Genomic DNA, 13541 nt, shown 5'->3' with positions numbered 1-13541 from the left:
ATTTCAGCTACTAGTGTCAAGCTATCGCCCATTATTAGATAACATTCCTTTGACGACTGCCTGCTAACTATCAACAATGGCATAATACCGGTCAGGGTAAAAAATAAGGCCAAACAGTTTATTTACTGTCTGGCAGAGAATCACGAGAGTCACGGGACGGTTCTCCGACTCATTTGTTTTTTGCATAATATTTCTATCTAATAAATTTGCGACATATTGATAGGGTGGAATCACTTTTAACTTTACTGGTAAGGTGTCTACGCAGATTGATATTTGCCCTGCTTTTTAATTCTTCAAGAAAGGATATTATATTTGACTAGATAACCCGCTATAAAATGCCTGGCTTGTGTTTCATTTTGAATTAGTTTTTTCTATTTCCTCAGTTGCTGGTAATTCTATGAATTGTTCATCGCCTTGGGCATTTGATACTCTATAAAGAGCTGAATTGCTCTTTCTCGTTCATCTGAGAATTGTTTAAGTATTAGAAATTTTTCAACTATCCCGCTCTAAAAATGAGTCAAGGAACCGTCCCCTGACTCCCCTGGCCGGCAATTGCTGATATTCTTTACAAAACTAAAAATATTTTATATGATATTTTTAGCTTTGCAGGAAATTATAACAATATGCAATGCAAAGTATTTTTATTGCCAGCTGATATGTTGGCGTCGGTTAACCTGCGGGGTACTATTGCCACAAACTAAGGAGGATTCAGATGGAGTTTAATCTACAGGTAGGCATGAAAGCCGAAAGAGCGGAACAGGTAACCACCGAAAATACTGCAATCAAATATGGCAGCGGCGGGGTAGCCGTATACGCGACTCCGGCTATGGTTGGACTTATGGAGGGAACCTGCCTGGCCGCAGTTGACCCTCACCTGCCGTCAGGCATGGCTACGGTGGGGATTGATCTGAATATCAAACACCTGGCCGCCACTCCGGTTGGCATGACCGTCCGGGCTACAGCCGAACTGACGGAAATAGCCGGTAAAAAGCTGACTTTCACCATTGAAGCCTTTGATGATCAGGAAAAAATAGGGCAAGGCACACACGAACGCTACATCATTGACCTCGATAAGTTCCTCAAAAAGGCCGAAAGCAAAAAAAATTCTTAAAAAAAATAACAGAGCCCCTGAGCGTGTAACTTTTTTGCAAGTACATGATCAGGGGCTCTGTCTATATCCAGCAAGCTGCTTTTTTCATCACTGGCTACTGCATTTACACGACCAGCGAAGAAAGCACGGCCGCTTTGGTCACAATACCAACAAGCTGCGCCTGCTCATTGACAACAGCGATCGGGTATTTAGCCTCTGCCGCAACCGGCATCAGTTCCTGCAGCGATACCTCCGGCGTTGTCAGCGGGATATCACGGATAACAGCCTCGTCAATGGTAAGTTCGCCACTGCGGACCCGCATGGCGTTGTCAAGTGTCAGCAACCCGGCAAGCCGCATATTCTCATCGACCATATAGACACTGGAAACACCGCTTGAGCGCATCTGCTGCATGGCCACATGCCAGCCGTCACCTTCTTTGATGATGGCGGAGGGAGCAGTCATCACATGTTTGGCAGATAAGATTCTAGTCCGGTCAATATCTTTAATTAGGTTTTCGACATATTCATCAGCCGGCTTCTCGAGCAGTTCCTCCGGTGTACCAACCTGTATTAACCGGCCATCTTTCATGATGGCCACGCGATTGCCGATCTTAAAGGCTTCATTAATATCGTGGGTGATAAAGACAATCGTCTTACGCACCTTTTTCTGGATACTGAGCAGTTCAAACTGCATATCTCTGCGGATAATGGGATCAAGTGCTGAAAATGGTTCATCCATCAGTAATATATCCGGATCATTGGCCAGGGCCCGCGCCAGGCCAACCCGCTGCCGCATGCCCCCGCTTAATGCATTTATCGGGTGATGCTCCCAGCCGGATAAACCAACAAGCTCGATCATCGCTAAGGCTTTTTGCTCACGGTCTGCTAACGGCATATTTTTCACTTCCAGGCCGTAAGCCACGTTTCCCAATACGTTGCGGTGACTCATAAGGCCAAAATTCTGAAATACCATAGCAATATTATTACGCCGGTACTCCATTAGCTGCTGTTTAGAATATTGGGTAACAGTAGCGTCCTTAAAAAATATATCGCCGGCTGTAGGCTGATGCAGCAGGTTCAGACACCGGACAAGTGTGGATTTCCCACTCCCCGATAGCCCGATGATGACAAAGACTTCTCCGGCCGCAATCGACAGATTGACATCAAAAATCCCCACCGTTACGCCGGTAGACTTTTGGATATCGATTTTACCGGCGCCCGCCTGCAGCTTTTTAAGAGCGGCTGACGTGTTTGCCCCGAATAACATGCTTAGATGTTGTACTCTTAAAATCTCTTTCACGCGGCGCTCTCCTCCTTATTGCTTTTTGGCAACCGAAAAACCTTGGGTCAGGCGGTCAATAATGATTGCCACAATGACAATTGCAACCCCGGATGTGAAGCCGCGTCCAATTTCTAAGCGGTTAATCCCGATGAGAACCTCCATGCCTAAACCCTTTGCTCCAATCATGGCACAAGTGACGACCATGGCGACCGCCATCATAATCGTCTGATTCACGCCTGCCATGATGGTTGGCAGCGCCTGTGGTATCTGCACCTTAATCAGCGTCTGACCCCAGGTCGAACCGAACGAGCGGGCTGCCTCAACGACTTCAGCGTCCACCTGTCTAATAGCATGGCTGGTGAGGCGTATCACCGGCGGTACTGCATAAATTGTTGTTGCAATCACTGCCGGCACCTGTCCTAAGCCAAAAAACATTACTGCCGGTATTAAGTACACAAATGTCGGCATGGTCTGCATAGCGTCAAGTATCGGCCTGGATGCCTGATTGGCTTTATCGCTGCCTGATACAAGGACCCCTATGGGGAAACCAATACACAGTGATATCAGGACAGAGGCGATGACGAGCGAAATAGTTTCCAGCATGAGCTGCCACAATCCCATAAAGCCAATACTCAAAATCAAACAGCTAAACACTACGCCCCGGACCGGTCTGCCATTTGTTTTCCAGCCCCACACCCCAACCCCGATGACGATCAGCCACCAGGGGATGAACTCGACCACATATTGAATACTTTGGGTAAAGCCTAAGAGCAAGCTCTTGATTATGTCAAATACAACACCGTAGTTTTTACTTAAATATAGAATCACCTGATTAATGGGAGTACCGATATCAATATGTAATACTTCTGGAAATGTCGTAAACCAGTTTTCCATTTTTTCCTCCCATCCACCAACTATTTAAGTGCTTTCTTTATCTTATCTGCCTGTTCCGGCGTTACCCATTGCAGCCATAAACCCTCATTTGTTGTTAAGAACCATTTGGCAGTATCAGCATAGCTGGCCTTGGTTTCGTTCATATGCGCCAATGCCTTAGCTGTGATATCGCTTGATGTTTTATATTTTTTCAGAAAATCAGCGACTTCAGGCGCTTTCTCTGCAAGGTGTTTGTTGGAACTGATGGTGACCTTGACTGCAGCGAAATCTCCTTTTCCTTCTGCAAACGTTGCCTGGTCATAAGGAGTATCCTGTAATTTTACCAGATCATATTTGCCGGTCAGCCAGGTCGGTTCCCAGTAATAGCCTACGATAGGCAGCCCCTTTTCATATGCGCTGGTGAAAGCGGTGGCCAGTGCAGCATCTGAGCCAGGACGAAAATACGTGAAGTCTTTATCCAAGCCATAATTCATATACTTCTTGTATAGAATCTTGTCTACTTCCCAGCCAGGTATAGCGCCATAGATGCGCCCCTTGCCCCGGGCCTCCGGGTCGGCAAAGACCTCTTTGAACTGCTTTAAATCCTGTACACTTTTTAGGCCTGGCGCTAATGGTTTAATATTGCGTTTTGCATCCCCTTCAATCACATAGCGGGGAACATACAAGCCTTGGGCATTATCATCAAAATTTACGCCCAGCTCAACAATATTGCCTTTTTCCACATCTGTTTTATAGTCAGGCAGGTTGTCGGTCCAGGTTTCCATGTAAATGTCGAGGTCACCATTCTTCATGGCCTGATAGGTGAGGGTAGAGGTTCCGCTGGTCTCTTCCACCTTATACCCCATGCCATTTTGAATGATAAACATGGCCACAGCATTATGGAACTTGATGCTGTCCCAGCCTGCATCTGCAAGTTTTAGTGTAACTTGTTTGGTAGATGATTGTTGACTGTTGCCACATCCGGCAAGAAATACCATCAGTGTACTAATGATAAAAAATAGTACCGCCTTCTTTTTAAACATATCATCACTCCTTTTTCGATCCACAACCTACAACTCAATTTTAGTATGGAAGTTGTCAGTATGTCAAGATCAGAATTTAAAAGGGCATAAAACAGGCACGTCTATTCCTTTCAAACCGCTTTACACAGTTCAAAAAAATATACGTGCCTCTGAGGTCTCCTTATTTATGATGTGGGTTATCCCTCACGCATGATTCTTTCCACACGTTTAAATACACCGGTATCACCAATGAAAAGAATAATATCTGTGGGCATAAAACAAGCATAGGGTCCGGGAGAAACAATAACCTTCCCTTCCCGCTTTATGCCCACAATTGTTGCACCGGTACTCTGCCAGAACTGTACATCAGCAATCATCTTTCCCAGCAGCGGCGAGTTCAAAGGAACCTCAAACTCCATGATATGAATGGGATTAATATTCCGCAGCCGTTCACTCAGATCAAACATATGCTCAACGTTTTCCAGTATCTCCTGATTCAAAGCATTGCGTTCTTCAATCTTTTTATAGATATCGGCTTTCAGGTCCCGTAAATCTTTGCCTGTGTTATATTTTTCGATATACTGCAGGGCATCTACCCGGGACTTAATTGTTACGCCGCTGCCTGTTAAGACCTCTACGATCCCCATGTCTTCCAATAAACGCAAAGAACGCCGTATTGTCTCCGGTGAAACATTGTATTCACCGGCTAACAAAGAACGCCCTGATATCCGGGTCCCCTCTTTCAGTTCTCCTTTTGCAATACGAACCGCTATATCTATGGCAATTTGAGAGTAAACCGGGGTATCGATCAAGTTTTTCATGTTGTCCCAACACCTCATAATAAATGCTAACTATCATATCTCATCATCATACATCTAAATAAACCGGCAATCAAGTTTCAAGTGGAGCAGATCTTTGGCGTTTCTTACTGCCAGCAGCACCTCAAGATCCTGCGCAACAGCCACAGCAATTGTTTTGGGACCTTTGACCTGCGCTGTCTGGATAATTTCTTCAAACTTTTTTATCATTGCATTACCCCTTAATCTGGTATTATTATATGAGGAGTTCATAAGCAATTGTATGTTAGCCTTTCTAATTTTACCACAAACCTGACCACTTTCAGAGCCCCTGTTTTTTTAAAAGGCACAACCTGGTCCACTTGTTTTTCCCAATAAAAAAAGCCGCAGTTTTTGCGGCAGTCAAATTTATCGTAAATCAATTATTTTTAGATCTTTAATCTGTTGGCCAAGATCACGCACTACCTCAATAGCCAGGTACAAACTCCCATTTCCTGTGTTGACTGCCAACTGTGGGTAGGCCGCTTTTAATGCTTTTTCTACTAATTCCGCAGCAGGGGTCCCCTCGGCCGTGACTGTCAATTTATCGGCCAGCCCGGCTTTTTCGATCAGCACGGCCACTCTGCCGGTAGTGCCGGGAACCTTGCCGATCACATCTGCGATTACCCGTCCGTACAGATTCATGTCACCGGCAACAAACATATCATCAGTGCGGCCTTTGATGCTGACCGCTTTTAAGGGTAACCAGCATGTGCATTCTGCCCAGCGCGCCTTATCACCTGAACGATAACGCAGTAAAGGCATTCCTTCCCTGCGGATAGTGGTAAAGACCAGCTCTCCTTCAGGGGCCGGTTTACCGGTAACAGGATCAATAATCTCTGTTATTAGATGCAGATCATTAAGATGAAAGGCAGTACATTCGGGCAAAGCAATGGTTTGCGCACTGCCGATTTCTGTTGAACCGTAACTATCGAAAACTGCTGCCTGCCAATAGCTTGCAAACAATTCTTTATGATCCGGGGTCAGCAGTTCCCCGGCAAGGATAATCTTATCAACCGGGCTGCGATAGCCGGAGTGCTGTGCTTCCCGGGTCAAAGCAGTCATATAGGACGGTGATGAGAAGATTATGTTTGGTGAAAAGCGCCTCATCCATTTTATCGTTTCCCGGGGGTTATCGGCTCCAACATTTAAAGGTAAGCCGCCGGCACGTTCGACCGCGCGTTGTACACTGGCACCGCCAATCCACAAGCCATGGCCAACCGGCATAGCGATCAGGGCAATCAGCCTGCCGGTATGAGCAATACGGATTGCCATACCATAGAGGTTAGATAATGTCTGTATCTCCCGGAAGGTGTAGTACACCCGTTTTGGCTCACCGGTGGTGCCTGAGGTAGTATAAACAGCAGCTAATTTTTCTTCAGGCACACAGAGGAAATCCTGCCACTGTAATATATCCCTGGTAGTAGTAAAGGGCAGTTTTTGTAAATCAGCAGTTGTCCTTATATCTGCCGGATGTAGGCCGCACTCGTCAAATAGCCGCCGGTAAAATGGCGAATATGAGTAGACATAATCGATTGTATCACGTAACCGCCGCTCTTGAATTGCAGCAATACCCTCTGGCTTTAGACCATTTTTCACCATGTGGCGCAAAAATTCACCAGCTCTTTTGACCACTGCTGGCTGGGAGTTGTGTTCTTCAAAATGCCGTAATGTTTTATCAATAACCTCTGGGATCATCAGCATGCTCCTAAAACTCGCTAGAAATCTATCTGCCGACCAATAAAGGGGACGGGAATAGGTTAGTATAATTATGTCCGGACTGGCACCCTTATACACCCTATGAATTCAAAGTATATTTGCCCTGGTTTTCACCGAAACTGTTATGAAATCTTTTTTCAGGAGACCTGTTATGGAGTATATCCTTCTTATAAAATGCATCTTTAGTGGTTTCTTCCTGGCAGCACCTATCGGCCCGGTCAATCTGATCTGCATCAGGCGCACATTAAACTATGGATATATAACCGGGCTGGCGGTAGGTATGGGGGCTGCAATGGCAGATACGTTATACGGCTATGCGGCCGCGGCAGGGCTAAGTTTTATTACTGATTTTATTCTTCACTATCACTTTGCCTTTCGCTGGGGAGGCGGCCTGTTTATCATTTATCTGGGACTAAGAACCCTGCGTACTGCGCCGCAATGCCTTACTATGGAGAGAACCTCCCCCAACCTATACAGAATGTTCGCAGGAATTTTTCTCCTTACCCTGACCAATCCTATTACTGTTTTTGCTTTTCTCGCCTTATTCTCATCCTTAGGTATCGCTGTGCTTATAACAGATTTCTTTACTACAGTCTTAGCCGCTGTAGGTGTCTTCATCGGCTCAACGCTTTGGTGGATCACGCTCACAAGTATAGTGTATTTCTTTCGCAATAGAGTAACGTCAGGCACCTTAGTCCGGATTAACAAGATTGCCGGCAGCATCATTATCCTGCTAGGAATTGTTTCCCTGTTTGAGCTATAAAACAGCCACACACGCCATCCGCCTGCAAAACTTTAGCGCGTTGTCTATACTACTGCTTTGCAAAAATACCTTTCATATTGGTTTGAGTAACTTTTTTCTTAATCTCCTCTACATTCGTGATGTAGAGGTTTTTCTTTTTCATGCTCTCAAAATACACCGAACCAGAGAAGGTATACTTCTTGGTTAATCCTTCCTGGGTCTGCATCTTTTCATTTACATGGGCAATCGCATCCCCGCACGCCAGTTCCCGTGAGATTTCGATGGGTTCAAGCCCCAGTGCAACCCTTGCCGCATTATGGCCGGCCAGGGTTCCGGTGACAATCGCTTCAGTATGGCCCACAAGTAACCCGGCCTTTTCCCCGGCACAAAAAACATTCTCCAGGCCTTGTACCTTCAAGGCATTATCTCTGGGCAGCATTCCAAAATAGCGCATAGAGTTGCCGATACCGCCGGCATACGGGTCTTCAAAGCGGGCATTCGCGCAACCAGGTATTTGCCGCAGTAAATCCAGCGGGTAATAGGCCGACATGAGTTTGGCATGTCCGGTATCTAACAGGACAATATTCTCAGCAAATTCTTTTAGTGCGTACTGCTGACATGCCTTTTGCCCAAGAGATTCCATGCTTTTTTGCAGATGATGAGGTACTGCAATCACGCAAACACCGGTACTTTCAAGCTGTTCCCTGACTGCAGGATCAAGAGAATCTTTATGGAGTTTGCATGATCCGCTCATCGCACCAAACGTACCATCGGCTTTTTCCCCAATAATTTCTTTTACCCCGGCCTTAGCGGCAATACTGAAACGGGGTCCAAAGGTCGGGCAGCGATAGATACACATTACGCAGCCATTACCATATTTCATACAATTGCCCTGAGGACCGGCGGTGCCTGATGCATCAACAAACGCATCACCTGTAACCTCAAACGCTTCACCCTGAAAGAGACTGACACTCACTTTGACGATGTTGGCATCCACCATTACAACATCGTTAACACGGGTTTTGACATGAATTTCCACCCCGGCTGCCACCAGCGCCCGGCGAACCGCCGGTTCAATTGTTGCTACATCATATAAACTAACATGATTATGCCCGGGGAAAGAGATATTTTTGTGGCGCGAGTTTTCATCACAGATTTCAAATAACTCGCCCCCGCCCATTGCTATTAACTCTTCGGTGGCGGTAAAGCGGCCATTGTTACGCATAATCCCGCCAACCAGCCCGGTACCAAGCAGCATGTCGGCCCGCTCAAACAGTTCTACCTCACAGCCGGTTTTCCGTGCCGCCAGTGCAGCTGCAGCACCGGACCAGCCGCCACCGACAATTACTACTTTTTTATTCATTATACCCCTCCTCATATTTCACCCTGTTATCTCGAATTGCTATTTTTCCTTTCCCCTAATCCCGTTACAGCTGATGGCGCCATTTGGAACAAAAAAGCAGGGGCGTCATACTATATAAGGAGATTTTTTGGGGGTGTGGTTAAAATGAAGTGTTGTTTTGAGTGGAATGCCCAACAGGACATTGCAGTGACTCCCGGCAATTATTTTGAGAGTACTGTACTGGCAGGAGACAATTTGCACCCAGAGGCAACCGGCCGTGACGAATTCCAGTTCGCCGGTTTGATTAAGCCGGGAAAACGCCTGGCTGGGTCTGGACGCAGCAAGTGCTACAGCAGGGAGGATATGGATACAGGATCAGGAGTTATTGAGGCCGCACCGTCTGCCTGGGTTGAGTTCCAGGGCGACCCTTCTAAATTATTATTCAGAATTTCGACTGATATTATCCTTGATCCGGGCTGCCTGGCTGCTTGCCTGAGCTTAGATATCGCCACAGAGGGTGGAACGGCTATACATATTCCCCTTAACCTGCCTGATATACAGATCGACTGGCAGTCCCGCGGCACCTTTATTGTCAGAGTTGATAAAATATAACCAGCAAGTGGACCACCCATCCACCTGCTGGTCAGTATATAAACACCTGAGGAAGGTCCCTTCCTCAGACTGCCCAGTTACACCGAACCCTTTGTATCATCCCCGGCAGCGACTGTGCTTGCCAGTGCCAGGTTGGGAACAGGCTGTTTCTCGGTCAGTTCATCCAGCGATTTATTCATAGTTTCTTTGCCCAGGAATATAATATCCATCGCAATGATTGCCAGTACAACTGTGAACATCATAAACACAGTGCCGTACTGCTCTGAACCTGTCATCAGCGAGCCGACAACGATCGGGGCGATGATACCGCCAATCCGGCCACAGGCTGCAGCCCAGCCCACACCGGTAGCCCGTGCATGGGTGGGATATTGCTCTGCCGAATAGGCGTGGGTTATTCCCCAGGCTCCTAAGTTACAAAAGGACATGACACAGCCCCACAGCACAATTTCTTCGGCCGATGTGGCACTGCCGAACATAAAGGCTGATAAAGCACATATCACCAACAAGGTTCCCATAGTCGCCTTGCGCCCGATCTTGTCAACAAAATAGGCTGCTGTAAAATAGCCGGGAATTTGTGCCAGGGTCATATACAACAGGAATTCAAAAGAGCGGATGAGTGTATGGCCACTTTTCACCAACAGCGAGGGCAGCCACGTAAAGATACCATAATAGGAGTATACCATACCGAACCATAGGACCCACAGGCAAATAGTCCGCCGGAGATACAGAGGAGACCATAGATCCATAAAACCAATTTTTTTCGTATTTGTACTCACTATTTCGGACAAAGGGGACGGTTCCCCCACCGGCACACCCAACTCCTGCTCAATCTTGGAGACCAGTACATGGGCTTCTGCATGCAGGCCTTTGCTGACAAGGTACATCGCTGATTCGGGCAATATTCGCCAAACGTAAACAACCACAAGGGCCGGTAGCGCTCCGATGTAGAAAGCGAGTTGCCAACCATATTTGGGGATAATCAGATAAGAGATCACCGCAGCCAGCAGCCAGCCAATTGCCCAGCTGCTATTTTGCAGCACCAGCATTTTCCCGCGATGTTTTACCGGCGCATACTCACTCATCAGTGCATTGGCCACCGGCGGCTGGCCACCTACGCCGGCACCGACTAAGAAACGGAACGCCAGCAAGGATTCATAGTTCCAGGCCAGGCCGCACAGCCCGGTACCCACAGCGTATATTCCCAATGTCGCGACGAAAATCTTCTTTCGCCCGATCCGGTCAGCCAGGGTACCGGATAAAATAGCGCCAACTGCCATACCTAGTAAACCGGCACTACTGATAAAGCCAATTTGGGCCGGCGACAGGTTCCAGGCCCCGATCATTTTCGCCAAAACGAATGCAATAAGTCCGGTGTCCAGTGCTTCGAATGCAATGCCTGAGCCCATTAACAATAAGAGCCGGTAGTGAAAACTACCCAGGGGAAGATTACCTAAACGATCTGTTATAGTTGCCATTGTCTTGTCCTCCTTACATTTTACAGTTTCATAATCTACCACGTTCCTATAAAGCATTACCTTGGGGTGCCTACTCACTCCCCCCTTTCTTGTTGACCAGGTATTCCCGGGCAATATAATCTGCGTAATTCCTGATGGAAGCGGTACCAACCTTATGTAGCGGGGTCGAGGTAATCCGCTCGCGAAAAAGGACAACCTCCACCTCCGGTAATAGTTTTTGCAAGGCTGTAGCCAGCGGCAGCCCATTCTCCAGCATTTCCATGGCATGAGAATTACCGACAACGAAATTAAGACCAAGCTCTTCCGCCTTTTTCACTAACTCACTATCTTTTCTGACCCGGCTTATCGATGCAATTACCGTATCTGCTTCCGGATGTTCTTGCTTGGCCATTGCCAGATGTTGAGCGGTAAAACCGGTATGGGGGAAGATGTGAATAATAGTTCCAACCTTATTGTCCCGGGCGCCGACAAGCAGCTGACCGCCTGTGGCTACATTGGTTTCACAGATTTCATTGCAGTCGCGCACATTCTTTTCGGTCAGCAGCATTTTCTGTTCTTCACCCATCCCCATGAATTCATTAAGCCTGTCCAAAATAGCGCCGATGGTTGGTACATTATCCAGTGCTTTACCGACATACATGATGTTGCCGGCAATATCGCCGTAAGCAATATCCACACGAAAAGCCCTGTGTCCGTGGATATAAGCAATACCAGGGTGCAGACCGTGAAAAGCCTCATGTAATTCAAAAACTGATAAACCATAGAGATTTAAATAGCCTCTAATATTGACACCGCCGGAATTGGCAGCCTCAACTACCGGATGATGGGCAATAATGGCATCAACACCGGTAGCGCCGGCTAATTCAATATTGCACTCTGTTAGTGTCATCGTCACCGCAATCTTCTTTACGGGGGCTGCCAGGTCGCCACAAATAAGGCCAGGCAGCTCCATGCATTCTTTGCCAGGGATATTTGACGACTTCATGACCACAAATTTGTTCTTGCCGCTAAATATATCCTCCAGATTTTTTACACATCTGCCGCCAGTGATTTGATCCAATGCATCCAGAACATCTTTTACTTTGATAATGCTGTCCAACCTCCTTGATAAAAAACAAAGCTACCGCCTAGTCCTGACACACGGGTACGCTTGTTTTACGCACCCAGCGGCATTACAAAAAGCGGTAGCTTTCGGCTCTCTTTGTTGAGTTCCTACGACCGACCTACAATATTTTTAATTCAGGATTCACCTTTTCCTTAGCGCCCATCTTTCAGCAGAATAAAGGTTACTGCCAATTCATAATCAGGAGCATAGTCTTTAAGGACACAGATGACCGGCAGATGTATTTGCTCAATAAGCTCCTGCTTGAGGCGGCGTTTATACTCGTCTAATATTGCCACATCTGCTATCCGCGAGGACATTCGATCCCGCTGGTCAATTGCTGCCAAGGCCGGGATACGCTTATGATCTGCCGTAATAATAATCTTATCTTCCACAATGGTTACACGCTGTTTTCGCAAGCCTGTCCCAAACAGGGAAAGATTCACATTATTATTGACACGGGCAATCTCCTGCTTTAAGTCTGCGTCCAGTACTTTCATCCAATCGCTCCTAATTCATTGAGATTCAAGATCTCAATCCAAGAAGTGGAAATCAATACAAAAAAACCTCCCAAGCAAAGGCTCAGGGAGGTCTGCATTGACCAACTGTCTTAATTTATTCTATTTTAGCATGTGTTTAGTATTCTTACAAGGTGAAAATTGGATTTTTAGCAGCAAAAGCGAAGTATATGCACAGACATAAGCGGGGATATTGACAAAATAATGATTTAAATCTAGAGCAGGGGTCAGGATGGTACCATGTTTGCAAAGAGAGTGCGCCATATCAACCGCTATCGTGAGATTGCGACTGCGCTGCTAAGCCAGGGATTTGACTATATTGTAAAAGAGATGGGATTAATTGAGAAGGTTCCCTATTACCAGCGGGTACGGCCGATATTTACTGAAGAAATTACCGGAGGCGTAAGTGAACGCATCCGGTTAGTCCTGCAACAATTAGGCCCAACCTATGTTAAATTAGGCCAGATCGCCAGTACGCGGCCGGATCTGCTGCCCCTGGAGATTATTAGGGAATTAGAAAAACTACAGGATAACGTACCAGGCTTCTCCTTTACGGAGGTACGTATTGTACTCCAGGAAGAGTTAGGGGGAACGCTGGAAGAAATCTTTCAGCATTTTGAGCCAGAGCCACTGGCGGCAGCTTCTATTGGACAGGTCCACCAGGCAGTTTTGAAAACAGGCGAGACTGTTGCAGTAAAAATTCAGCGTCCCGGCATCGCCACCGCTATCGAAACCGATCTGGAGATTCTTTACGAACTGGCCAACCTGGCTGAACGCCGGTTTCATTGGGCAAAAAGGTATCAACTTGCGGATATGATTGATGAGTTCTCGAAATCACTGCGCAACGAACTCGACTATGATTGTGAAGGCCGCAATGCCGAAAAAATCTCAAAACAATTTATTAATAATCACCTGATATACATCTGTC

Annotated in this window: 14 protein-coding genes; 4 read left to right on the top strand and 10 right to left on the bottom strand. The window is 46.7% G+C overall.

The genetic code is table 11. From position 1 onward, the window contains the following. Positions 1-712: 712 nt before the first annotated feature. Positions 713-1111, top strand: coding sequence for a thioesterase family protein (locus tag VN379_RS24480; protein ID WP_325538752.1), 399 nt, complete (start codon positions 713-715; stop codon positions 1109-1111). Between the two features lie 103 nt (positions 1112-1214). On the opposite strand, the gene VN379_RS24475 is transcribed toward VN379_RS24480, so the two are convergent. From VN379_RS24475 to VN379_RS24450, 6 genes are all read right to left on the bottom strand, one after another. Next, the gene (locus tag VN379_RS24475) at positions 1215-2390 is read right to left on the bottom strand and encodes a glycine betaine/L-proline ABC transporter ATP-binding protein (RefSeq protein WP_325538751.1); all 1176 of its coding nucleotides are present in this window, start codon (positions 2388-2390) and stop codon (positions 1215-1217) included. A gap of 15 nt (positions 2391-2405) precedes the next feature. Continuing rightward, positions 2406-3266 carry an ABC transporter permease gene (locus VN379_RS24470; protein ID WP_325538750.1) on the bottom strand — a complete coding sequence of 287 codons (861 nt, stop codon included), beginning with the start codon at positions 3264-3266 and terminating at the stop codon, positions 2406-2408. A 20-nt stretch (positions 3267-3286) separates the two neighbouring features. After that, positions 3287-4288: an ABC transporter substrate-binding protein gene (locus tag VN379_RS24465; protein WP_325538749.1), complete on the bottom strand. Its 1002-nt coding sequence runs from the start codon at positions 4286-4288 to the stop codon at positions 3287-3289. Positions 4289-4464: 176 nt separating this feature from the next. After that, on the bottom strand, positions 4465-5088 hold the full coding sequence (locus VN379_RS24460; RefSeq protein WP_325538748.1) for a TrkA C-terminal domain-containing protein: 624 nt from the start codon (positions 5086-5088) through the stop codon (positions 4465-4467). 54 nt (positions 5089-5142) lie between these two features. After that, positions 5143-5295 (bottom strand): hypothetical protein, encoded by a 153-nt coding sequence (locus VN379_RS24455; protein ID WP_325538747.1) that lies wholly within the window; start codon positions 5293-5295, stop codon positions 5143-5145. 177 nt (positions 5296-5472) lie between these two features. Next, positions 5473-6801, bottom strand: coding sequence for a phenylacetate--CoA ligase family protein (locus VN379_RS24450; RefSeq protein WP_325538746.1), 1329 nt, complete (start codon positions 6799-6801; stop codon positions 5473-5475). Between the two features lie 172 nt (positions 6802-6973). Here VN379_RS24450 and VN379_RS24445 point away from each other — a divergent pair, with 172 nt between their 5' ends. Further along, the gene (locus VN379_RS24445) at positions 6974-7585 is read left to right on the top strand and encodes a LysE family translocator (protein WP_325538745.1); all 612 of its coding nucleotides are present in this window, start codon (positions 6974-6976) and stop codon (positions 7583-7585) included. Positions 7586-7634: 49 nt separating this feature from the next. Here VN379_RS24445 and VN379_RS24440 read toward each other — a convergent pair whose 3' ends face one another. Then, positions 7635-8927 carry an FAD-dependent oxidoreductase gene (locus tag VN379_RS24440; protein ID WP_325538744.1) on the bottom strand — a complete coding sequence of 431 codons (1293 nt, stop codon included), beginning with the start codon at positions 8925-8927 and terminating at the stop codon, positions 7635-7637. Between the two features lie 144 nt (positions 8928-9071). On the opposite strand from VN379_RS24440, the gene VN379_RS24435 reads away from it, so the two are divergent. Continuing rightward, positions 9072-9518 (top strand): hypothetical protein, encoded by a 447-nt coding sequence (locus VN379_RS24435; protein WP_325538743.1) that lies wholly within the window; start codon positions 9072-9074, stop codon positions 9516-9518. Positions 9519-9595: 77 nt separating this feature from the next. On the opposite strand, the gene VN379_RS24430 is transcribed toward VN379_RS24435, so the two are convergent. From VN379_RS24430 to VN379_RS24420, 3 genes are all read right to left on the bottom strand, one after another. After that, on the bottom strand, positions 9596-10993 hold the full coding sequence (locus tag VN379_RS24430) for an MFS transporter (RefSeq protein ID WP_325538742.1): 1398 nt from the start codon (positions 10991-10993) through the stop codon (positions 9596-9598). A gap of 70 nt (positions 10994-11063) precedes the next feature. Then, the gene (locus tag VN379_RS24425) at positions 11064-12092 is read right to left on the bottom strand and encodes a Nif3-like dinuclear metal center hexameric protein (RefSeq protein ID WP_325538741.1); all 1029 of its coding nucleotides are present in this window, start codon (positions 12090-12092) and stop codon (positions 11064-11066) included. A 158-nt stretch (positions 12093-12250) separates the two neighbouring features. Beyond that, positions 12251-12595 carry a Na-translocating system protein MpsC family protein gene (locus tag VN379_RS24420; RefSeq protein WP_325538740.1) on the bottom strand — a complete coding sequence of 115 codons (345 nt, stop codon included), beginning with the start codon at positions 12593-12595 and terminating at the stop codon, positions 12251-12253. A gap of 258 nt (positions 12596-12853) precedes the next feature. Here VN379_RS24420 and VN379_RS24415 point away from each other — a divergent pair. After that, on the top strand, positions 12854-13541 hold a 688-nt coding region (locus VN379_RS24415; protein ID WP_325538739.1), incomplete at its 3' end, for an ABC1 kinase family protein.

This window comes from Sporomusa sp. (genome assembly GCF_035561255.1).
Lineage (GTDB): Bacteria > Bacillota > Negativicutes > Sporomusales > Sporomusaceae > Sporomusa.
Note: the sequence above shows the minus strand (reverse complement) of the source record. Positions and strands in the feature narration are given on the sequence as shown.

Bases quoted from the DNA above. Each gene is read 5' to 3' on its own strand.
- VN379_RS24435 (WP_325538743.1), top strand. From the start codon at position 9,072: ATGAAGTGTTGTTTTGAGTGGAATGCCCAACAGGACATTGCAGTGACT.
- VN379_RS24440 (WP_325538744.1), bottom strand. From the start codon at position 8,927: ATGAATAAAAAAGTAGTAATTGTCGGTGGCGGCTGGTCCGGTGCTGCA.
- VN379_RS24465 (WP_325538749.1), bottom strand. From the start codon at position 4,288: ATGTTTAAAAAGAAGGCGGTACTATTTTTTATCATTAGTACACTGATG.
- VN379_RS24460 (WP_325538748.1), bottom strand. From the start codon at position 5,088: ATGAAAAACTTGATCGATACCCCGGTTTACTCTCAAATTGCCATAGAT.
- VN379_RS24450 (WP_325538746.1), bottom strand. From the start codon at position 6,801: ATGATCCCAGAGGTTATTGATAAAACATTACGGCATTTTGAAGAACAC.
- VN379_RS24470 (WP_325538750.1), bottom strand. From the start codon at position 3,266: ATGGAAAACTGGTTTACGACATTTCCAGAAGTATTACATATTGATATC.
- VN379_RS24445 (WP_325538745.1), top strand. From the start codon at position 6,974: ATGGAGTATATCCTTCTTATAAAATGCATCTTTAGTGGTTTCTTCCTG.
- VN379_RS24420 (WP_325538740.1), bottom strand. From the start codon at position 12,595: ATGAAAGTACTGGACGCAGACTTAAAGCAGGAGATTGCCCGTGTCAAT.
- VN379_RS24455 (WP_325538747.1), bottom strand. From the start codon at position 5,295: ATGATAAAAAAGTTTGAAGAAATTATCCAGACAGCGCAGGTCAAAGGT.
- VN379_RS24430 (WP_325538742.1), bottom strand. From the start codon at position 10,993: ATGGCAACTATAACAGATCGTTTAGGTAATCTTCCCCTGGGTAGTTTT.
- VN379_RS24480 (WP_325538752.1), top strand. From the start codon at position 713: ATGGAGTTTAATCTACAGGTAGGCATGAAAGCCGAAAGAGCGGAACAG.